This is a genomic window from Massilia sp. UBA6681, from assembly GCF_002454935.1.
Taxonomy (GTDB): Bacteria; Pseudomonadota; Gammaproteobacteria; order Burkholderiales; family Burkholderiaceae_D; genus Telluria; species Telluria varians.
Genome location: NZ_DKJX01000027.1, coordinates 91,431 through 111,927, shown reverse-complemented (window position 1 = coordinate 111,927; position 20,497 = coordinate 91,431). Strand labels below are relative to the sequence as shown.

The following is a 20,497-nucleotide window of genomic DNA, read 5'->3' as shown; positions in this document are numbered from 1 at the left end:
TTGCTCATCATCTCACATTTAACAATCTGAGTAGCTTGGCAACGACTTTAGGTTAAGAAACCTATCATTCCCCGTGGCATTAAAAATGCAGGCGCACATCGCCATTCAGGGGGGTTCAAACGATTTACGCTAAACTGAGCACCTGTTTTTGCCAAAGCATTCGCTCCCCCTTTTAATACAGCATTCCATGCAGAAAAAAGTATTCATCAAGACCTTCGGCTGCCAGATGAACGAATACGATTCGGACAAGATGGCGGACGTCCTCGGCGCATCCGATGGACTGGTCCGTACCGACTCGCCCGAAGATGCCGACGTCATCCTGCTGAACACCTGCTCGGTGCGCGAAAAAGCGCAAGAGAAAGTGTTTTCCGACTTGGGCCGCTTCAAGGCGCTCAAGCGCGACAAGCCGGACCTGGTGATCGGCGTGGGCGGCTGCGTGGCCTCGCAGGAAGGGGAAGCCATCGTCAAGCGTGCGCCGCACGTGGACGTGGTATTCGGGCCGCAGACCCTGCACCGCCTGCCGCAGCTGATCCGCGAGCGCCGCCATAGCGGCAGCGCCCAGGTCGACATCAGCTTCCCGGAAATCGAGAAATTCGACCACTTGCCGCCCGCCAAGGTAGAAGGTCCGGTCGCCTACGTCTCGATCATGGAAGGCTGCAGCAAGTACTGCAGCTATTGCGTAGTGCCGTACACCCGCGGCGAGGAAGTCTCGCGCCCCTTCGAGGACGTGCTGACCGAGTGCGCCGGCCTGGCCGCCCAGGGCGTGAAGGAAATCATGCTGCTGGGCCAGAACGTGAATGCCTACCGCGGCAGCATGGAGAGCGGCGAAGCCGCGGACTTTGCACTGCTGCTGGAATACATCGCCGATATTCCCGGCGTCGAGCGCCTGCGCTACGTCACCAGCCACCCGAAGGAATTCACCCAGCGCCTGATCGATGCCTACGCGAAGATCCCGCAGCTGGTGAACCATATCTACCTGCCGGTGCAGCACGGTTCCGACCGCGTGCTCGGCGCCATGAAGCGCGGCTATACCGCCCTCGAATACAAGTCGATCATCCGCCGCATCCGCGCGGTGCGCCCGGAAATGGCCTTCTCGTCCGACTTCATCGTCGGCTTCCCAGGCGAGACCGACGCCGATTTCGAGGCCATGATGAAACTGGTCGAGGACGTCGGTTTCGACAACAGCTTCAGCTTCATCTTCAGCAAGCGCCCGGGCACCCCGGCCGCCAACCTCGAGGATGACACCCCACATGAAGTAAAACTGGCGCGCCTGCAACGCCTCCAAGGCTTGATCGACGCGAATACCCGTAGGTATAGTGCGGCAATGGTCGGCAGCGTCCAGCGCGTGCTGGTCGAAGGCCCTTCCAAGAAACACCCGGAGCAGCTGCAAGGCCGTACCGAAAACAACCGCGTGGTCAACTTCAGCGCAGACGATGGCGTCGGCCTGGTTGGACAACTGGTCGACGTGCGCATCGTGACCAGCCATGACTATTTCCTCAGCGGCGAACTCGTCGCCAACCTAGACACGATTGCCAAAGCCAGTTGAAAAACACACCTACCCAGCCTTCGTACTTCATTCCCGAGCCGCTCGACAACACGCGGCTTGCCCACCTGTGCGGTCCGCTGGACGAGAACCTGCGCCAGATCTCGGCCGCGCTTGACGTCACCATCTTCCGGCGCGGCGAGAAATTCATCGTCAGCGGCAGCAATGCCGAGCGCGCGGTCGAACTGCTGGAGCGCTTCTACGCGGTCGCCAACAAGGTCGTGCCGATCGAGGAAGTGCAGCTTGCCCTGGTGGAACAGCGCTCCGGCCTGAAGCCGCGTGCACCGGGCGAAGCCGAAGCGCCGGAAGCAGCGGCCAAGGACGACGAGGACGGCAGCGCGGCCGCCGGCGCGGAAGAACTGTCCGAACTGGTCAGCCCGACACTGAAGACCCGCCGCAGCGACCTGCGCGGCCGCACGCCGCACCAGATCCAGTACCTGCGCTCCGTGCTCGAGCACGACATCAGCTTCGGCGTCGGCCCGGCCGGCACCGGCAAGACCTATCTGGCAGTGGCCTGCGCCGTGGACGCGCTGGAGCGCGACGCGGTCAAGCGCATCATCCTGACCCGTCCCGCGGTGGAAGCGGGCGAACGCCTCGGCTTCCTGCCGGGCGACCTGAGCCAGAAAGTCGACCCCTACCTGCGCCCGCTGTACGACGCACTGTACGACCTGCTCGGCTTCGACCGCACCCAGAAGCTGTTCGAGAAGCAGGTGATCGAGATCGCCCCGCTGGCCTACATGCGCGGGCGCACGCTGAACCACGCCTTCGTGATCCTGGACGAAGCCCAGAACACGACGGTCGAGCAGATGAAGATGTTCCTGACCCGCATCGGCTTCGGCAGCAAGGCCGTGATCACCGGCGACGTCACCCAGGTCGACCTGCACAAGTCGCAGCGCTCCGGCCTGGTCGACGCCATCCACGTGCTGAAGAACGTGCGCGGCATTGCCTTCACCCATTTCGCCAGCGAAGACGTGGTGCGACACCCGGTGGTGGCGCGCATCATCGACGCCTACGAGAAAAACTCCTCGATCGAGGAACTGGCCGCCCTCCCCAAACCGACCCCTGTGAAAAATGCAAGAAAAAAAACATAAGCTCGACCTCGAAGTCCAGTATCCCGACACCCGCCTGGAACAGGAAATAACGGAAACGATGCTGCAGCGCTGGGTGGAAGCCGCCCTGCTCGGCCCGGCCGAGCTGTCGATCCGCTTCGTCGATGCCGAGGAAGGCCTGGCCCTGAACCGCCAGTACCGCGGCAAGGACTATGCGACCAATGTGCTGACCTTCGCCTACAACGAAGGCGAGGAACTGGGCGAGGACGACCCGACCCAGGCCGACATCATCCTGTGCACCGACGTCCTGCTGCGCGAGGCCGAGGAGCAGAAGAAGACGGTCGAGGAACACGCGGCCCACCTGGTGGTGCACGGCGTGCTGCACGCCCAGGGCTACGACCACGAGCACGACGAGGAAGCCGACGAGATGGAGCAGTTCGAGCGCGACATCATGGAAGTGCTCGGCTATCCGGATCCGTATTCGGATTGAACTGTAGGGTGGGCAGGTTCCCTGCCCACGCGGTGAATGTTGCGGGCTCCGTTCTCGGGCGGGGTGATCTTGCTGCCAACTATCACCGCGTGGGGTGTTCTGGTCCAGCGGACCAGAACACGAGCCGCCCACCCTACGTCTTTACCTGCAGCAATATGTGCTAACCGCGCGCATTGTGGGCCATCGCCGCTTTTGGTGTATCCTATACCCATCGCAACAACGGCTTCACGCCAAACTATGCCCGAGTATCCCAGTGACGTCCGATCGGACGTCAAACCCCACCGGTCGCTGTTCGAACGGCTGACCGCACTCATCTCCCCCGAGCCTGAAAACCGCGCAGAACTGCTCGAAGTCCTGCACGAAGCCCACGAACGCAAGCTGATCGACGCCGACGCACTCTCGATGATCGAGGGCGTGTTCCAGGTCTCCGACCTGTCCGTGCGCGACATCATGGTGCCGCGTTCGCAAATGGACGTGATCGACATTACCGATCCGATCGAGCAGTGGCTGCCGATCGTGCTCGAGACCCAGCACTCGCGCTTCCCTGCCATCGAGGGCGAGCGCGACAAGGTGGTCGGCATCCTGCTGGCCAAGGACCTGCTGCGCTACTACGCCGAGGACTCCTTCGACGTGCGCAAGATGCTGCGCCCGGCGATCTTCATCCCGGAATCGAAGCGCCTGAACGTGCTGCTGCGCGACTTCCGCGCCAACCACAACCACATGGCCATCGTCGTCGACGAGTACAGCGGCGTGGCCGGCCTGATCACCATCGAGGACGTGCTCGAGCAGATCGTCGGCGACATCGAGGACGAGTACGACTTCGACGAGGACGAAGACAACATCCTGTCGATCAAGGAAGGCCAGCTCGGCCCGCGCTGGCGCGTCAAGGCCCTGACCGAGATCGAGCAGTTCAACGAAGAAGTCGGCGCCGACCTGCCCGAAATCGATGCCGACACCATCGGCGGCCTGGTCGCCAGCCACCTCGGGCGCATGCCGCACAAGGGCGAAGTGTTCGACCTCCAGAACCTGCGCTTCGAAGTGCTGCGCGCCGACGCGCGCCAGATCCACGTGCTGCTGGTCGAGAAGCTGCCTTACGCCGAAGACGACCGCGACTGATGCTGCGCCGCCGTACCCAGCCCACAACCGCTCCCGACCCTGCTCTGCGTGGCACCAGGCCTTCCCCGAAGGCCTTGGTGCTGATGGCGATCGCCGGGGCCACGTCCCTGCTGTCCTTCCAGCCCTTCGGCTGGTGGCCAGTACAATTCCTCGCCCTCGCCTACTTCTTCTACCAGGTCGGTATGGGAACCTCGCCACGCCGTGGCGTGTGGCTGGGCTGGGCCTTCGGCTTCGGCTGGTCGGTGGCCGGCATGCACTGGCTGTACATCGCCGTCACCCGCTTCGGCGGCCTGCCCGCCATCCTGGGGGCGATCGCGATCGCCCTGCTCGGCCTGTACATGGGCCTGTTCGGCGCCTTCGCCGGCGGCGCCGCCAGCTGGCTGCGCCGCAAGTGGTCGCTGCCGGTGAGCGCCTTCGTGCTGCTGGTGCTGCCCGCCGTGTGGGGCGTATCGGAATGGATGCGCGGCTGGATCTTCACCGGCTTCCCGTGGGCGGCCTCGGGCTATGCCCACAACGTCTCACCGCTCGCCGGCTACGCGCCGCTCGTCGGCGTCTACGGCCTCGGCGTGCTGGCTGCCCTGTGCGCCGGCTGCCTGGTGATGCTGACCCAGCGCGCGCGCTGGCCGGCCGTCGGCCTGCTGGCGGCCGTGATGGCGGCCGGCTTCGGCCTGAAGCACGTCGCCTGGACCCAGGAGGTCGGACAGCCGGTGACGGTGCGCCTGCTGCAGGGCGACGTGCGGCAGGACCAGAAATTCGACGCGGCCTACCTGTTCGAGATCATCGAGCGCTACCAGGCGATGATCACGGCGGCCCCGGCCGACCTGATCGCCACGCCGGAGACCGCGATCCCCGTCACGCCGCAGCAGCTGCCCGCGGGCTACCTGGATGCGCTGCAGGGCTTTGCCCAGCAGACCCGCAGCCACCTGATGATCGGCATTCCGACCCTCAGCCGCGAGGGGCGCTATGCCAACAGCGTGATCGCGCTCGATCCACGCGCTGCGGCGGGCACGCAGGGCTACCTCTACAACAAGTTCCACCTGGTGCCCTTCGGCGAATTCATTCCGCCGGGCTTCCGCTGGTTCACCGACCTGATGAGCATCCCGCTGGGCGACCAGACCCGCGGCGAGCCGCTGCAGGCGCCCTTCCCGGTCAAGGACCAGCTGGTGCTGCCCAACATCTGCTACGAGGACGCTTTTGGCGAAGAGATCGCGGCCCAGCTGCGCAATGCCGCCAAGCCGGCGACGCTGCTGCTGAACGTGTCGAACCTGGCCTGGTACGGCGAATCGGTGGCGATTCCGCAGCACCTGCAGATCTCGCAGATGCGCGCCATCGAGACAGGCCGCCCGATGCTGCGCTCGACCAACAACGGCGCCACCGCCGTCATCGACGGCCGCGGCAATGTCGTGCAGCGCCTGCCCTTCTACGAGCGCGGCGTGCTGGCGGCCACGGTGCGCGGCACCGAAGGCCTGACCCCGTACGTCCGCGCCGGCAACCTGGCTTTCCTGGCGCTCGGCGGGCTGATGCTGCTTGGTGCATGGTTCGCCGGTCGACTCTACCGCCACCGGGTTTCGTAGGGTGGGCGGGTCTCCCGCCCACGCGTTCAACTCAATGTTGATCTGTCGGCGCGGCAGAGCTACTGCTAACTATCACCGCGTGGGCGTTTGTAATTCCGGGCATTGCCCGAAATCACCCCGCCCACGCTACAAATGCAACAGCCAACAATAGAAAAATAATCCCACCAATTCGTACTGCTGAGTTGAATCGCTCCCCAGCCTACCGGTAAAACTTAGTAGAATTGGTCATTTGGCAAATTTACCGTGACCGCGGCAGGCAATGCCGCAGCGCCCCACATATTGCTCACATCCGATGCTCACATTCCAACAAATCATCCTCACCCTGCAGACCTACTGGGACAAGCAGGGTTGCGCACTGCTGCAGCCCTATGACATGGAAGTCGGCGCAGGCACCTTCCACACCGGCACCTTCCTGCGCGCGATCGGCCCGGAGCCGTGGCGCGCCGCCTACGTGCAGCCGTCGCGCCGCCCGAAAGATGGCCGCTATGGCGAGAACCCGAACCGCCTGCAGCACTATTACCAGTACCAGGTGGTGCTCAAGCCCGCGCCGGAAAACATCCTCGACCTCTACCTCGGCTCGCTCGAGGCCCTGGGCCTGGACCTGAAGAAGAACGACGTGCGCTTCGTGGAAGACGACTGGGAAAGCCCGACCCTGGGCGCCTGGGGCCTGGGCTGGGAAGTCTGGCTGAACGGCATGGAAGTCACCCAGTTCACCTATTTCCAGCAGGTCGGCGGCCTCGATTGCAAGCCGGTGCTGGGCGAGATCACCTACGGCATCGAGCGCCTGGCGATGTACCTGCAGGGCGTCGAGAACGTGTACGACCTGGTGTGGACCGAGTGGGAAGAAAACGGGGTCAAGAAGACCCTGTCCTACGGCGACGTCTTCCACCAGAACGAAGTCGAGCAGTCGACCTACAACTTCGAGCATGCCAACACCGAGCTGCTGTTCCAGGCGTTCAGCAACCACGAAGCCGAAGCCAAGCGCCTGGTCGAACTGCAGCTGACCCTGCCGGCCTACGAGCAGATCATGAAGGCCTCGCACAGCTTCAACATGCTGGACGCGCGCGGCGCCATCTCCGTGACCGAACGCGCCGCCTACATCGGCCGCGTGCGCACCCTGTCGCGCCTGGTGGCCCAGGCCTACTACGACTCGCGCGAGAAGCTCGGCTTCCCGATGCTTCCCGGTGCCGACAAGGCTGCTGCTTAAAGAAGAACAGAACACACCATGAACCAGACTCTCCTCGTCGAAATCCAGACCGAAGAACTGCCGCCGAAAGCGCTCGTCAAGCTGGGCGCCGCCTTTGCGAACGGCATCGCCAATGGCCTGAAGGCGCGCGACTTTTTAGAGCTTGATAGCGTCGTCACGTCGCACGCCACCCCGCGCCGCCTGGCGGTCACGATCACCAATGTGCGCGGCACCTCGCCCGACAAATCGATCCGCGAAAAGGTGCTGCCGGTTTCGGTCGCCCTGGACAAGGACGGCAACCCGAGCGCGCCCCTTGGCAAGAAGCTGGCCGCGCTGGGCTTCCCCGACCTGAAGATCAGCGACCTCGAACGCGCCCAGGACGGCAAGGCCGAATCCTTCTTCTACACCTACACCGCCAGCGGCAGCCAGCTCGCCGGCGCCCTGCAGGACGTGCTGCAGGAGACCGTCGCCAAGCTGCCGATCCCGAAGGTCATGAGCTACCAGCGCCCCGGCGGCGACACGGTGCACTTCGTGCGCCCGGTGCACCTGCTGCTCGCCCTGCATGGCGAACAGGTGCTGCCGCTGACGCTGCTGGGTTTGGAAGCCGGCCGCCACACCATGGGCCACCGCTTCCTGTCGCACGGCGGGAGAATCGCCATCCCGCACGCCGACCAGTACGCACAAGTGCTGGAAAGCGAAGGCAAGGTGCTGTCGAGCGCTGAAGCGCGCAAGGAAAGCATCCGCAAGCAGCTGCTCGACAAGGCTGGCGCCGACCAGGTCCTGATGCCGGAATCGCTGCTCGACGAAGTGGCCGCGCTGGTCGAATGGCCGGTGGTCTACGAATGCCGCTTCGAGGAGGAGTTCCTGGCGGTGCCGCAGGAATGCCTGATCCTGACGATGCAGACCAATCAGAAGTATTTCGCCTTGACCGATGCCTCGGGTAAGCTGCGCTCGCGCTTCCTGATCGTCTCGAACCTGGCAACCGACGACCCCTCGGCCATCATCGGCGGCAACGAGCGCGTGGTGCGCCCGCGCCTGTCGGACGCCAAGTTCTTCTTCGAGCAGGACAAGAAGAAGACCCTGGAATCGCGCCTGCCGCTGCTGGAAAACGTGGTCTATCACAACAAGCTCGGCACCCAGCTCGAGCGCAGCGAACGCGTCACCATCCTGGCAAGCAGCATCGCGCGCCGCCTGGGTTACGACGTGCCGCTGGCCGAACGCGGCGCACGCCTGGCCAAGGCCGACCTGCTGACCGACATGGTGGGCGAGTTCCCGGAACTGCAGGGCATCATGGGCACTTATTACGCACGCCACGACGGCGAGCACGAGGAAGTCGCCCTGGCCGCCTCCGAGCACTACCAGCCGCGCTTCGCCGGCGATGCGCTCCCCTCGACCAATACCGGCCTGGTGGCGGCGCTGGCGGACAAGCTGGAAACCCTGGTCGGCATCTGGGCCATCGGCCTGCAGCCGACCGGCGAGAAGGATCCGTTCGCGCTGCGCCGCCACGCCCTGGGCGTGATGCGCATGCTGGTCGAGAAGCGCCTGCCGCTGTCGATCTCCGAGCTGCTGGCTGCAGCGGCCGGCGTGTTCGAAGGCCAGGCCGCGTTCAAGGATCCGCGTGCCGAGGTCACCGTGTTCATGCTGGACCGCCTGCGCGGCATGCTGCGCGAGCGCGGCTTCTCGCCGAACGAGGTCGAGGCCGTGCTGGCCCAGAACCCGGACCGCGTCGACGACGTGGTCCAGCGCCTGGAAGCAGTACAGGCCTTCGCCGCCCTGCCGGAATCGAGCTCGCTGGCCGCCGCCAACAAGCGCATCACCAACATCCTGAAGAAGAACGAGGACGCCCTGCCGCAGGACGCTTCGGTGGCGCAGGAGCTGCTGGTCGAACCGGCGGAAAGCGCGCTGGCCGCCAAGATGACCGCGCTCGAGGGCGAGGTCAGCAGCGCGTTCGAGAAGAGCGACTTCACCGGCGCCCTCAAGACGCTGGCGCTGATGAAGGATGAAGTCGACGCCTTCTTCAACGACGTCATGGTGATGGCGGAGGACGTCAAGCTGCGCAACAACCGCCTGGCGCTGCTGTCGCAGCTGCACGGCATGATGAACCGCGTGGCCGACATCTCCAAGCTCGCGGCATAAGGCATTATCATGAAACTCATCATCCTCGACCGGGATGGGGTCATCAACCACGACTCGCCGGACTTCATCAAGTCGCCGGCGGAGTGGATTCCCATTCCCGGCTCGCTGGAAGCGATCGCCCGCCTGAACCAGGCGGGCTACCGGGTCGTGATCGCCTCGAACCAGTCGGGCATCGCGCGCGAACTGTTCGACATCACGACCCTGAACGCGATCCACCAGAAACTGCACGCCAGCGCCCAGCTGGTCGGCGCCGACATCGACGCCATCTTCTTCTGCCCGCATGCGGCGGCCGACAACTGCGACTGCCGCAAGCCCAAGGCCGGCATGTTCGAGGAGATCAGCAAGCGCTACAAGCTGAGCCTGAAGGGCGTGCCCACCGTGGGCGACTCGCTGCGCGACCTGCAGGCCGGCTTCATCATGGGCTGCGTGCCCTACCTGGTCCTGACCGGCAAGGGCGAAAAGACCCAGCAGACCGGCGGCCTGCCGCCCGGCACCCAGGTATTCCCCGACCTCGCGTCGATGGTGAACGCCTTCCTCAAGACCGCGGCACAGCGGCCCGAGTAAACAAGTAAGCTATAACATCCAGAACCAGTCCATTGTCCGGAGCCCCTTTGCATACCCTCAGTCTGTTCCTGCGTTCCCTGCTCTTCAAGATCGTCATGATCGTGGCCACCGTGGTGTGGGCCTGTGTATGCTTCCTGGCGGCGCCGCTGCCCTACAACAAGCGCTTCTGGGTGACCTCGCGCTGGAATGTCTTCATCATCTGGTGCGCAAAGGTCATCTGCGGCATCCGCTACGAGTTCAAGGGCTACGAGAACCTGCCGGACGGCCCGGCCATCATCCTGTCCAAGCACCAGTCGGCGTGGGAGACCATCTTCCTGCTGCCGAACCTCACCCGGCCGCTGGTCTACGTCTTCAAGAAGGAGATCCTCTACATCCCCTTCTTCGGCTGGGGCATGGCGCTGCTGCGCATGATCCCGATCGACCGCAAGCAGGGCAAGAACGCGTTCGCCCAGGTGGTCAGGCACGGCCGCCGGCGCCTGGCCGATGGCCAGTGGATCATCATGTTCCCGGAAGGGACGCGCATCCCGGTGGGCCAGAAAGGCAAGTACAAGAGCGGAGGTACGCGCCTGGCTGTCGAAACCCAAACCGTGGTCGTCCCGATCGCGCATAATTCAGGTGAGTGCTGGCCGAAGAATTCCTTCCTCAAGCGCCCCGGCCTGATCACGGTCTCGATCGGCAAGCCGATTTCGCCGGAAAACCACACCCCCGACAGCATGATGCAAGAGGTCGAAAATTGGATAGAATCCGAAATGCGCGTTATCTCGCCCCACGTCTACAAAGGTGGCTGAGCGACGTCAGCGCCCAGATCAGGAATTCACGACCGCAGCAACTTATGACTTCTTCCAGGATCGACGGGCACCAGCTGGAACTGTTTGCACAGGAATTCTTCGCGGCGCTCAAGCCTTCGGATAAACCGGCCCCGCCCTCGCAGCCTCTCTTCAAGGCGCCGCCCCCGGCGCCGCGCCACCTCATCCCGAGTCCGCCCGTCGGCGAGGGCGAGCCGCCGCTCAAGCGCATCGTCCTCGGGTCCCATACGGTCGATTACGCCCTGCGCCGCTCGACGCGCCGCTCGATCGGCTTCATGATCGACGACGACGGCCTGCGCGTGACCGCCCCGCGCCGCTGCACTCAAATCGACATCGACAACGCGATCCGCGCCAAGCAGCGCTGGATCCTCACCAAGCTGCTGGAGCGCGGGGAGCGCCGTGCACTGCGCCAGGAACGGGCACCGGTCGAATGGAAGGACGGCGCCCGCCTGCCCTACCTGGGCGGCGAGATCACCCTGCGCCTGGAAGAAGCGGCACGCAGCCACTGCCAGTACGACGCGGCCAAGCGCGAGCTGTGGATCGGCGTGGTGCCCGGCCTGTCGGAATGGCAGCTGAAGGAACGCGTCAAGCTGTGGTTCCAGGCCGAGGCGAAACGGCTGTTCAAGGAGCGCCTGGATTTCTTCGCGCCGCAGCTGAACGTGGCCTACAAGGCCTTTGCGCTGTCGTCGGCGGGCACGCGCTGGGGGTCGTGCACGATCGAGGGCAATATCCGCCTGAACTGGCGGCTGGTCCACTATCCCGCGTCGCTGGTGGACTACGTGGTGGTGCACGAACTGGCGCACCTGCGCGAGATGAACCATAGTCCGCGTTTCTGGGCGACGGTGGGCGAGGTGTATCCGGATTACGACGGGGCGCGGCTGGCGCTCAAGAAGCGGTCGCTCGAGATGCCGGTGCTATTCGCGGATTGATTCGCGGCGCTGGATTTGTCGTAGACCGTAGGGTGGGCGGGAGACCCGCCCACCCTACAACAGCGCGTCGCGGCGGGCAGCCGCCAACTCCCGCATCGCAGCCTCCTGCGCCTCCGACAGCGCCCGATACGGAATCGGCAGCGTCCCGCGCTTGAGCACCATCATGAACCCGCGCGAATAGGTGCGCACGCCGATCACGTCTTCCCACCCGATCAGGGTCACGCCCCCGCTGGTGCGCACGATGCCGTGCTGGTCGATGGTGAATTCATAGGTGCGCCGGCCGCGGCCGAGCATGACGAAATGGAGGGCGGCGCCGAAGGTGCTTTTCAGGCGAAGGTAGAGGCTGGCTGGCCAGCGGATGCGCCGGCGGCGGATCAGGAAACCGCCGTGCTGCCACATGAAGCTGATGTATTCACCCAGCGTGTAGCGCACGAAGAAATGCAGTTCGGATAAGGGAACGGGAGGCGCAGCGGATGGCGCCGGGATATCCACCGGGCCGTCACTCACAGGCATGTGCAGCAGCTTGTCGTCGGCCTGCTGTTGTACCGGCATGGCGACAGGTTGATTGCTGCCCATTGGGTCACTAAGCGGCCTCGGGTGATTAAACGACAACATAGCGCATCCCCTGGTTATTATCCGAGCTCGAACCGGAATGGTAGCAAAACCTACCGGATAAGTCGTCGCAGGAGTTCAACAGTGCGCAGGGTGGCGCCGCGGTGCCGGCCCGCGAACGCGAGCGCATGCGCGCCCATGCCAAGCCGGGCGGCCTCGTCTTCCAGCAGGCGCAGCGCGGCTGCGATCAAGGCGTCGGCGTCGAGCACGCGCAGGGCGGCGCCGCTTGCTACCGCTTCCTCGGTCGCCTGGGCGAAGTTGAAGGTATGCTCGCCCACCAGCACCGGCTTCCCCAGGGCGCAGGCTTCGATCAGGTTCTGGCCGCCCAGCGGCATCAGGCTGCCGCCGATGAAGGCGCAGTCGCAGGCGGCGTAGTAGGCGAACATCTCGCCCATCGAGTCGCCCAACAGGACGTCGGCATTGCCGATGCCCGCTTCCAGGCGCGAGCGCCGCTGTACCGACAGGCCGCGCGCCGCGGCCAGTTTCTCGACTTCGTCGAAGCGCTGCGGATGGCGCGGCACGATCGCCAGCAGTGCATTCGCCGGCTTGTCCGCCGCACGCTGCCAGGCGTCCAGGATCAGGGCTTCCTCGCCCTCGCGCGTGCTGGCGCACAGGAACACGGGACGCTGGCCGAACTGCGCGCGCAGCCAGGCGCCCTTCTCCAGCGCGGCCTGGGGCGGCACCACGTCGAACTTGATGCTGCCGGTGACCGCCACCTGCGGCGCGCCGAGCGAACGGATGCGGGCGGCGTCAGCCTCGGTCTGCGCCGCCACCAGCGTGATGGCCCGCGCCGCGTCAAGCATCAGGGCGCCCATCTTCTGCCCGCGCCCCAGCGAGCGTTCCGACAGGCGCGCATTGACCAGCGCCACCGGCACCCCGGCCGAGGCGCAGCTGTCGACCAGGTTCGGCCACACCTCGGTCTCCATCAGGATGCACACGCGCGGCTGGAAGCGGCGCAGGAAGCGCCCCACCATGAAGCCGGTGTCGTAAGGCAGGTAGGACTGCACCAGGCGCTCGCCGTGGTGGCCGAACAGGGACTTGCCGGTGGCGCGGCCGGTCGGCGTCATGTGGGTCAGCAGGATGCGGGAATCGGGATACGCGGCGAGCAGCGCCTCGACCAGCGGTTCGCTGGCGCGGGTTTCGCCGACCGAGACGGCGTGCACCCACAAGGTCGTGCGCGTCGATGGGGGCGCAGCCGGGAAACCGAGGCGCTCGGTCCAGTGGGCGCGGTAGCCGGGCTCCTTGCGCCCGCGCCACCACAGGCGCCCGAACACGAGCGGCAGCGCCAGCCACCAGGCCAGCGAATACAGCCACCGCTTCACACGGCCTCCAGCAGGCGGCGCGCGGCGGCGATGACTTCAGGCGCGGACGGCGGCGCGCCCTGGTCGCCGAGGTTGACGATCCTGTCCGACCAGTTGCCCTCGGTCTTCCACTTCGGCGAATCGCAGTAGATCTCGACCGTGGGGCGGACAAAGGCGGCGGCGATATGGGTCAGGCCGGTGTCCACGCCCACCGCGAGGCGCGCATGCTGGGCCAGGGCCACCGCATCCATCATCGACAGCTTCGGCAGCACGCGCGCGTTCGGCAGGCCGGCGGCCATGGCCTCGGCCTCCTGCTGTTCCTGGGGCGAGCCCCAGGGCAGCAGCACCGGCATCGGCACCAGGGCGCGGCCGAGTTCGATCCAATTGTCGCGCGACCAGCGCTTGGCGTCGCGCGCGGTGCCGTGGAAGAACACGGCATAGTCTTCAGGTGGCAGGAAGCCGGGACGCGACGCTGCCTGCGGCGCAGGCAGGCCGAAATCCGGCGCATGGTCGACCGTGTAGCCGAGCGCGGCGCCGGCGACCATGCGCCCGCGCGCCACCGCGTGGGTACGCGGATTCAGCGGGATGCTGTCGGTGTGGAAGATGCGCGAGATGCCCTCGTAGCCGGAGCCTTCGCTGCCGTTCGCCAGGCCGACCTTCCTGCCGCCCTTGCGCACGCGCGCCGCGCCCATGATGACGCCGGTCTTGAGCAGGCCCTGGGTATCGAACACATAGTCGTACTCCTCCTCGCGCAAGGTAGAGAAGAAGGCCTTGATCTCGGCCCGGGTTTCCGCCTTGCCGAGGCCCTTGCGCCAGCGGCGCAGCGCCCAGGGGATGATTTTGCGGACGTGCGGATTCAGGCGCACCAGGCTGGTGTAGCCCTCTTCCACCACCCAGTCGATGGTGGCGCCCGGATGGTGGCGCAGGATGTCGGCCACCATCGGCAGGTTATGCAGCACGTCGCCCAGCGACGACACGCGCACCAGCAGGATCTTCAAGCGCAGGTCCTTAGAACGGCAGTTCGGCGTCCGGCTTGGCCGCCAGGATCACGGTCTTGAACTCGGCCTGGATGCGCGCCAGGGCTTCCGGGTTCTCGCCTTCGAAGCGCAGGACCACCACCGGGGTGGTGTTCGAGGAACGCGCCAGGCCGAAGCCGTCCGGGTATTCCACGCGCAGGCCGTCGATGCCGTTGATGCTTGTAGAGCTCGGGAACGTCGCGTTGGCGCGCAGGCTGTCGATCAGGGCGAAGTTCTCGCCTTCCTTCAGGTGCAGGTGCAGCTCCGGGGTGCTGCTGGCGATCGGCAGGCTGTTGAGCAGCTTCGACGGATCGGCTTCCTTGGTCAGGATCTCGAGCATGCGCGCGCCGGCGTACAGGCCGTCGTCGAAGCCGTACCAGCGGTCCTTGAAGAAGATGTGGCCGCTCATCTCGCCACCCAGCGGCGCGCCGGTTTCCTTCAGCTTGGCCTTGACCAGCGAGTGGCCGGTCTTCCACATCAAGGGGCGGCCGCCGGCTTTCTCGATCCAGGGAGCGAGGTGGCGGGTGCACTTGACGTCGTATAGGATCTCGGCGCCAGGATTGCGCGACAGGACGTCGCTGGCGAACAGCATCATCTGGCGGTCCGGGAAGATGATCTGGCCATCCTTGGTGACGATGCCGAGGCGGTCGCCGTCGCCATCGAAAGCCAGGCCGATCTCGGCGTCGGTGTCCTGCAGCGCCTTGATGAGGTCCTGCAGGTTTTCAGGGTGGGCCGGGTCCGGGTGGTGGTTCGGGAAGTGGCCGTCCACTTCGCAGAACAGTTCGACCACCTCGCAGCCCATGCCGCGATACAGGTCGCCGGCAAAGGCGCCGGCCACGCCGTTGCCGCAGTCGACCGCGATCTTGATCGGGCGCGCGATCTTGACGTCGCCAATGATGCGCTCGAGGTAGGCGGCGCGGATGTCATGAGTGCCGTAGGCGCCGCGCTGTTCGGCGACTTTGCCGTCGTAGGCGGCGATACTGTCGTGCAGGGCCAGGATGGCGTCGCCGTAGATCGCCTCGCCCGCCATGACCATCTTGAAGCCGTTGTAGTCCGGCGGGTTGTGGCTGCCGGTGACCATGATGCCCGAACGGGTGTCGAGCACGTTGGTGGCAAAGTAGACCATCGGGGTGGCGACCATGCCGAGGTCGATCACGTCCACGCCGGCGTCGCGCAGGCCTTCGCCCAGGGCGGCGGCCAGGCCGGGACCCGACAGGCGGCCGTCGCGGCCGATCACGACCTTGCGCTCTCCCTTCGCCAGGGCGGCGGCGCCGAATGCGCGGCCGATGTGGCGTGCAATGCCTTCATCCAGCGTCTTGTCGATGACGCCGCGAATGTCATAGGCCTTGAAGATCGTTTTCGAGAGAGCAACCATGATGTCCTTGAAAAGCTGGGGCGCGGGCATACGAAAGCAGCCGGAGGACGCGGCAGGCGTCGGCGCCTAATTATTGGATAGTCATCGAGGGAGCACTGACGCGCTTCCTTGAAGGAATGACAAATATAGCTATTGTAGCGGCAAGCGGCGTCCGGTGGGAAACGGACGGACCGCTCGCGCTGGTCCTGCCAGGGCCGGGAAGTCCGGCTGGAATAAGCTTAGACGCGCAGCTTGTCGAGCGACTTGCCGCCTTCGACCCATTCCTTGACCCATTTCGGCTGGCGGCCGCGGCCGGTCCACTGCTGCGATGCATTGTCCGGATGACGATAACGCACGGCCACCGAATTGCCCTTGGTCGCGTTGCCGCGGCCGCCGGTCGCCAGCAGGTCCTTGAGGGGCACGCCAACACTCTGCGCGATCGCCAGAATCTGTTCGCGCGCCTTTTGCACTTCCTGGACTTCGCGCTTCTTCATCTCCTGCTTGATTTGTTCCTGCAGGTTGCGCAAATCGCCTACGGACATATTGGACAGATCCATCGTCGTTCCCTCTTGAATGAAAGGTTGAAATTAAAGCTTGTACGGCATGGCGAGATACTCACCAATTGTCGCAATATACTAGCATTAATAAGTTAATTGCGCTTTTTCTTTTGTAAGAAAAGCCAGCGTGGCGACTTAAATCGAACAATACGCACATATAACCAGAGGTAACTGATTATAAACAACAAACTGAAGAAGATGAGCACACTGGTGTTTTTCCAGAACACGGTTGCCGGAATGACGGCCATCAGGGAAAACAGCCATAAATAAGGCGAAGTGCGTGCGTTCCGTTTCATCAGTGCGCGCGCCTCGCGCGGCCCCACCGTCCATTGCACGATACGCCGGAATATCAAACTATGCAGATGAATTCCGTCCGGCAGTGCCGGTGATTTACCGCGCACGAACATGCGGCGGTAAGCGGAGAATATCGTTTCGAATGCGGGATAAATCAGCAGCAGCGCGGCGTACCAGGTGGACACGCCGGGATTGCGCATCACGAGCAGCAGCGCCAGCTCGCCGAGCATGAAACCGATGAAGTAGGCGCCGCCGTCGCCGAGGAAAATCAGGCCCACCGGGTAATTCCAGATCAGGAAGCCCGCAGTGGCGCCGGCCACGATCAGCGCGGTCACCAGCACCACCATATCCCCCACCTGCAGCGCCACATAGGCCAGCGACAGCAGCATGCAAATGCTGACCATGCTGGCCAGGCCATTGAAGCCGTCGATGATATTCACGGCATTCGCGATGCCCGCCACCGCGAGCACCGTCAGCGGCAGCACCACCAGATCCAATTGCAGCGGCAGCGCGCCCCAGGGCAGGTCGAGGCGCACCAGTTTCGCATCGAGCAGGTAATAGGCGAACAGCGCGGCAAGCATCGTGAGCAGCAGCCGGCGCGCCGGTGAAACGCGGCCCGTATAGTCTTCGACGATACCGCCGGCCATGGCAATGAAGGCGCATCCGAGCAGCGGCGCAATCCATGCGCCGAGCGCCGGTTCGCGCATCGTCGACATCGCGGCGGTGAATAAGACGGCGAGAAAGATCGGCACTCCGCCGATGCGCGCAACCAGATGCGCGTGGAACTTCTGCACGCCGCCATAATCGGTATCGAGCGCAAAGCCATTGCGCTTCGCATACTTAATCACCAGCAGGGTGAGTAGTGCACAGGATACGAAACCGACGAAAAAGGAGAACATTTTATTATTCTTTCGGTGCACACTATAAGTCGTTTCCGCGTCGACCCTGCGGAAAAAAACACCGCACTCTTATCGTGGGAATGGTGGCCCATTGTACCGGAATAGATGAGGCGCTCCGGAGCCGAATGCGATTCTGCACGGCGTCGTTCGATTGCATCAAATTCGCGCCAGTTCGATTGCGCGCACGTGTTCCGTATTCGCCTGCGTTTCGCCATGCCGATGCGGGCACTGGCGAAATCATTTAGTATCCCCTCAGCGGTCCTGTTCCGCACTTTGCTCCACCACTTCGATAAGAACAACATGAGAACCTACGCCATCGGCGACCTGCAGGGCTGTGCCCACGAAGCCCAACTCCTGATCGACCGCATCGTCGACGACGCGCACCAGCATGGACAAACGCAGCCGCGCATCCTGTTCGTGGGCGACCTGATCAACCGCGGTCCGGATTCGCTGACCGCACTGCGCCGCATGAAGGCGCTGTCCGAAGAGAACCCCGGCCGCATCGAAGCGCTGCTCGGCAACCATGACCTGCACCTGATCGCGGTGGCGGTCGGCGCGCAGCGCAGCAGCCGCTCCGATACGCTCGACGAGATCCTGGCCGCCCCCGACCGCGATGAACTCATCGGGTGGCTGCGCCAGCGCCCGCTGGCGATGTTCCTCGATGCGCACCTGCTGGTGCACGCCGGCGTCGCGCCGCAATGGAGCGCGGCGCAGACGATGGCGCTGGCGCACGAGGTCGAAGCCGTGCTGCGCGGCGACGGCTGGATCGACTTCCTGGGCCAGATGTACGGGAACGAGCCGAACCGGTGGGACGACAGCCTGACGGGGATGGCGCGCCTGCGCTGCATCGTCAACGCGCTCACGCGCATGCGCCTGTGCGCGCCGGACGGGAGCATGGATTTCCTGCACAAGGAAAGCGAGAGCGGGCCGGAGGGCTCCGGCCTGGTGCCCTGGTTCGACCTGCCACAGCGGGCGACGGCCGACGTGACCGTGGTGTTCGGGCACTGGTCGGCGCTGGGGCTGGTGCTGCGGCCCAAGCTGGTGGGACTCGACAGCGGCTGCGTGTGGGGCGGGAAGCTGACGGCGGTGTGCCTGGACGACCGCTCGCTGCTGCAGGTGGATTGTCCCGAGTATCGGGAGCACAGCGGTAAAAAGTAAAATGGCCGGCAAGGCCGGCCATTGTTGACATCAGCGGTGCAGCTGGCTCAGGTCGCGCACCGCGCCGCGGTCCGCCGAGGTGGTGAGCGCCGCATACGCCTGCAACGCCTGCGACACGTAGCGCTCGCGCGCCACCGGCTTCCACGCATCGCGGCCGCGCTCTTCCATCTTCCCGCGCCGGTGCGCCAGCTCTTCGAAGCTGACGCGCAGGTTGATGGTGCGCGCCGGGATGTCGATGTCGATGATGTCGCCCTCCTCCACCAGCCCGATCGCGCCGCCTTCGGCCGCTTCCGGCGAGGCATGGCCGATCACCAGGCCCGAGGAGCCGCCCGAGAAGCGCCCGTCGGTGAACAGCGCGCAGGCCTTGCCGAGGCCCTTGGACTTGATGTACGAGGTCGGATACAGCATCTCCTGCATGCCCGGCCCGCCCTTCGGGCCTTCGTAGCGGATGATGACCACGTCGCCGGCGTGCACCGTGTCGCCGAGGATGCCTTCCACCGCCGCGTCCTGGCTTTCGAACACGCGCGCCTTGCCGCTGAACTTGAGGATGCTCTCGTCCACGCCCGCCGTCTTCACGATGCAGCCCTTCTCGGCGATGTTGCCGTACAGAACCGCCAGGCCGCCGTCCTGCGAATAGGCGTGTTCGCGGTCGCGGATGCAGCCCGTGCTGCGATCGAGGTCGTTTTCCTCGTAGCGCTCGGCCTGCGAGAACGCGACCTGGGTCGGCACGCCGCCCGGCGCCGCCCGGAACATCCGGTGCACGCTTGGGTCGTCGCTGCGCTTGATGTCGTACTTCTCGATCGCCTCACCCATGGTCGGGCTGTGCACGGTCGGCAGCGAGGTGTCGAGCAGGCCGGCGCGCGCCAGTTCGCCCAGGATGGAGATGATGCCGCCGGCGCGGTGCACGTCTTCGATGTGGTACTTGTCGGTCATCGGCGCCACCTTGCACAGGCAGGGCACCTTGCGCGAGATGCGATCGATGTCGGCCATGGTGAAGTCCACCCCCGCCTCGTGCGCCGCCGCCAGCAGGTGCAGCACGGTGTTGGTGGAGCCGCCCATCGAGACGTCCAGCGCCATCGCGTTTTCCCAGGCGGCCTTGGTGGCGATCGAGCGCGGCAGCACCGAGTAGTCGTCCTGTTCGTAGTGGCGCTTGGCGACTTCCACGATCAGGCGGCCGGCGCGCAGGAACAGTTCCTTGCGGTCGGCATGGGTGGCGACGATGGTGCCGTTGCCCGGCAGCGACAAGCCCAGCGCCTCGGTGAGGCAGTTCATCGAGTTCGCGGTGAACATGCCCGAGCAGGAGCCGCAGGTCGGGCAGGCCGAGCGTTCGATCTCGGCAACGTCGGCATCGGACACCGTGCTGTCGCCGGCCTTGATCATGGCGTCGACCAGATCCAGCTTGATCACCTTGCGGTCATTGCCCACCACCTTGACCACCTTGCCCGCTTCCATCGGGCCGCCGGAGACGAACACCACCGGGATGTTCAGGCGCATCGCGGCCATCAGCATGCCCGGGGTGATCTTGTCGCAGTTCGAAATGCAGACCATGGCGTCGGCGCAGTGGGCGTTGACCATGTACTCGACAGAGTCGGCGATCAGGTCGCGCGAGGGCAGCGAGTACAGCATGCCGCCATGGCCCATGGCGATGCCGTCGTCGACCGCGATGGTGTTGAATTCCTTGGCCACGCCGCCGCTGGCTTCGATCTCGCGCGCCACCAGCTGGCCCAGGTCCTTCAGGTGCACGTGGCCAGGCACGAACTGGGTGAAGGAGTTGACCACCGCGATGATCGGTTTCTCGAAGTCGCCGTCCTTCATGCCGGTGGCGCGCCACAAGGCACGGGCGCCGGCCATGTTGCGGCCCTGGGTGGTGGTGCGGGAACGGTAAGTCGGCATGGTGGTCTCCTCGAACAGCG

At 64.9% G+C, this 20,497-nt stretch carries 18 protein-coding genes; 11 read left to right on the top strand and 7 right to left on the bottom strand.

Features of this window, described 5'->3' with window-relative positions:
* The first annotated feature begins 187 nt into the window (after window positions 1–187).
* The 10 genes from miaB to B2R83_RS03490 all read left to right on the top strand — a co-directional run bounded on the left by miaB (window position 188) and on the right by B2R83_RS03490 (window position 11,393).
* The gene (gene miaB / locus B2R83_RS03535; RefSeq protein WP_036215242.1) at window positions 188–1,546 is read left to right on the top strand and encodes a tRNA (N6-isopentenyl adenosine(37)-C2)-methylthiotransferase MiaB; all 1,359 of its coding nucleotides are present in this window, start codon (window positions 188–190) and stop codon (window positions 1,544–1,546) included.
* Window positions 1,543–2,634, top strand: coding sequence for a PhoH family protein (locus tag B2R83_RS03530; RefSeq protein WP_027866673.1), 1,092 nt, complete (start codon window positions 1,543–1,545; stop codon window positions 2,632–2,634). The genes miaB and B2R83_RS03530 overlap by 4 nt, the downstream gene beginning before the upstream one ends.
* Entirely contained in the window at window positions 2,615–3,082 is a 468-nt protein-coding gene (ybeY, locus tag B2R83_RS03525) for an rRNA maturation RNase YbeY (RefSeq protein ID WP_292038295.1), read from the top strand. The genes B2R83_RS03530 and ybeY overlap by 20 nt, the downstream gene beginning before the upstream one ends.
* 237 nt (window positions 3,083–3,319) lie before the next feature.
* Window positions 3,320–4,198 (top strand): HlyC/CorC family transporter, encoded by an 879-nt coding sequence (locus B2R83_RS03520; protein WP_292038294.1) that lies wholly within the window; start codon window positions 3,320–3,322, stop codon window positions 4,196–4,198.
* A gap of 83 nt (window positions 4,199–4,281) precedes the next feature.
* Window positions 4,282–5,772 (top strand): apolipoprotein N-acyltransferase, encoded by a 1,491-nt coding sequence (lnt, locus tag B2R83_RS03515; RefSeq protein ID WP_292038345.1) that lies wholly within the window; start codon window positions 4,282–4,284, stop codon window positions 5,770–5,772.
* A gap of 292 nt (window positions 5,773–6,064) precedes the next feature.
* Window positions 6,065–6,979 (top strand): glycine--tRNA ligase subunit alpha, encoded by a 915-nt coding sequence (gene glyQ / locus B2R83_RS03510; protein ID WP_027866669.1) that lies wholly within the window; start codon window positions 6,065–6,067, stop codon window positions 6,977–6,979.
* A gap of 18 nt (window positions 6,980–6,997) precedes the next feature.
* Entirely contained in the window at window positions 6,998–9,094 is a 2,097-nt protein-coding gene (glyS, locus tag B2R83_RS03505) for a glycine--tRNA ligase subunit beta (RefSeq protein WP_292038293.1), read from the top strand.
* A gap of 9 nt (window positions 9,095–9,103) precedes the next feature.
* Window positions 9,104–9,658 carry a D-glycero-beta-D-manno-heptose 1,7-bisphosphate 7-phosphatase gene (gmhB, locus tag B2R83_RS03500; RefSeq protein ID WP_036215260.1) on the top strand — a complete coding sequence of 185 codons (555 nt, stop codon included), beginning with the start codon at window positions 9,104–9,106 and terminating at the stop codon, window positions 9,656–9,658.
* A gap of 47 nt (window positions 9,659–9,705) precedes the next feature.
* Window positions 9,706–10,446, top strand: coding sequence for a lysophospholipid acyltransferase family protein (locus B2R83_RS03495; RefSeq protein ID WP_292038292.1), 741 nt, complete (start codon window positions 9,706–9,708; stop codon window positions 10,444–10,446).
* Window positions 10,447–10,490: 44 nt separating this feature from the next.
* Complete coding sequence (locus B2R83_RS03490; RefSeq protein WP_292038291.1) at window positions 10,491–11,393, top strand: M48 family metallopeptidase; 903 nt, start codon at window positions 10,491–10,493, stop codon at window positions 11,391–11,393.
* 54 nt (window positions 11,394–11,447) lie between these two features.
* On the opposite strand, the gene B2R83_RS03485 is transcribed toward B2R83_RS03490, so the two are convergent.
* The 6 genes from B2R83_RS03485 to B2R83_RS03460 form a co-directional block, all read right to left on the bottom strand.
* Window positions 11,448–12,008: a YcxB family protein gene (locus B2R83_RS03485; protein WP_292038290.1), complete on the bottom strand. Its 561-nt coding sequence runs from the start codon at window positions 12,006–12,008 to the stop codon at window positions 11,448–11,450.
* 50 nt (window positions 12,009–12,058) lie between these two features.
* Window positions 12,059–13,327: a lipid IV(A) 3-deoxy-D-manno-octulosonic acid transferase gene (gene waaA, locus B2R83_RS03480; protein ID WP_292038289.1), complete on the bottom strand. Its 1,269-nt coding sequence runs from the start codon at window positions 13,325–13,327 to the stop codon at window positions 12,059–12,061.
* Complete coding sequence (gene waaC / locus B2R83_RS03475; protein WP_292038288.1) at window positions 13,324–14,304, bottom strand: lipopolysaccharide heptosyltransferase I; 981 nt, start codon at window positions 14,302–14,304, stop codon at window positions 13,324–13,326. Before waaC ends, waaA begins: the two co-directional genes overlap by 4 nt.
* Window positions 14,305–14,314: 10 nt before the next feature.
* Entirely contained in the window at window positions 14,315–15,697 is a 1,383-nt protein-coding gene (locus B2R83_RS03470; RefSeq protein WP_292038287.1) for a phosphomannomutase/phosphoglucomutase, read from the bottom strand.
* A 218-nt stretch (window positions 15,698–15,915) separates the two neighbouring features.
* Window positions 15,916–16,233: an H-NS family nucleoid-associated regulatory protein gene (locus tag B2R83_RS03465; protein ID WP_027866660.1), complete on the bottom strand. Its 318-nt coding sequence runs from the start codon at window positions 16,231–16,233 to the stop codon at window positions 15,916–15,918.
* 92 nt (window positions 16,234–16,325) lie between these two features.
* A complete protein-coding gene (locus B2R83_RS03460) occupies window positions 16,326–17,426 on the bottom strand; it encodes a glycosyltransferase family 4 protein (protein WP_292038286.1) in 1,101 nt (366 codons plus the stop codon).
* A gap of 300 nt (window positions 17,427–17,726) precedes the next feature.
* Between B2R83_RS03460 and B2R83_RS03455 the strand changes: the two genes are divergently transcribed.
* Window positions 17,727–18,584, top strand: coding sequence for a symmetrical bis(5'-nucleosyl)-tetraphosphatase (locus B2R83_RS03455; RefSeq protein WP_292038285.1), 858 nt, complete (start codon window positions 17,727–17,729; stop codon window positions 18,582–18,584).
* A gap of 30 nt (window positions 18,585–18,614) precedes the next feature.
* Here the strand turns inward: B2R83_RS03455 and ilvD are convergent, their stop codons facing one another.
* Window positions 18,615–20,477, bottom strand: coding sequence for a dihydroxy-acid dehydratase (ilvD, locus tag B2R83_RS03450; RefSeq protein WP_292038284.1), 1,863 nt, complete (start codon window positions 20,475–20,477; stop codon window positions 18,615–18,617).
* Between the last annotated feature and the right edge of the window lie 20 nt (window positions 20,478–20,497).

Excerpts from the sequence above, each read along its gene's own strand:
- ybeY (WP_292038295.1), top strand. The coding sequence starts at position 2,615 with ATGCAAGAAAAAAAACATAAGCTCGACCTCGAAGTCCAGTATCCCGAC.
- B2R83_RS03490 (WP_292038291.1), top strand. The coding sequence starts at position 10,491 with ATGACTTCTTCCAGGATCGACGGGCACCAGCTGGAACTGTTTGCACAG.
- glyQ (WP_027866669.1), top strand. The coding sequence starts at position 6,065 with ATGCTCACATTCCAACAAATCATCCTCACCCTGCAGACCTACTGGGAC.
- B2R83_RS03485 (WP_292038290.1), bottom strand. The coding sequence starts at position 12,008 with ATGTTGTCGTTTAATCACCCGAGGCCGCTTAGTGACCCAATGGGCAGC.
- B2R83_RS03460 (WP_292038286.1), bottom strand. The coding sequence starts at position 17,426 with ATGTTCTCCTTTTTCGTCGGTTTCGTATCCTGTGCACTACTCACCCTG.
- B2R83_RS03470 (WP_292038287.1), bottom strand. The coding sequence starts at position 15,697 with ATGGTTGCTCTCTCGAAAACGATCTTCAAGGCCTATGACATTCGCGGC.
- ilvD (WP_292038284.1), bottom strand. The coding sequence starts at position 20,477 with ATGCCGACTTACCGTTCCCGCACCACCACCCAGGGCCGCAACATGGCC.
- lnt (WP_292038345.1), top strand. The coding sequence starts at position 4,282 with ATGGCGATCGCCGGGGCCACGTCCCTGCTGTCCTTCCAGCCCTTCGGC.
- B2R83_RS03455 (WP_292038285.1), top strand. The coding sequence starts at position 17,727 with ATGAGAACCTACGCCATCGGCGACCTGCAGGGCTGTGCCCACGAAGCC.
- miaB (WP_036215242.1), top strand. The coding sequence starts at position 188 with ATGCAGAAAAAAGTATTCATCAAGACCTTCGGCTGCCAGATGAACGAA.
- glyS (WP_292038293.1), top strand. The coding sequence starts at position 6,998 with ATGAACCAGACTCTCCTCGTCGAAATCCAGACCGAAGAACTGCCGCCG.
- B2R83_RS03520 (WP_292038294.1), top strand. The coding sequence starts at position 3,320 with ATGCCCGAGTATCCCAGTGACGTCCGATCGGACGTCAAACCCCACCGG.
- B2R83_RS03465 (WP_027866660.1), bottom strand. The coding sequence starts at position 16,233 with ATGGATCTGTCCAATATGTCCGTAGGCGATTTGCGCAACCTGCAGGAA.
- gmhB (WP_036215260.1), top strand. The coding sequence starts at position 9,104 with ATGAAACTCATCATCCTCGACCGGGATGGGGTCATCAACCACGACTCG.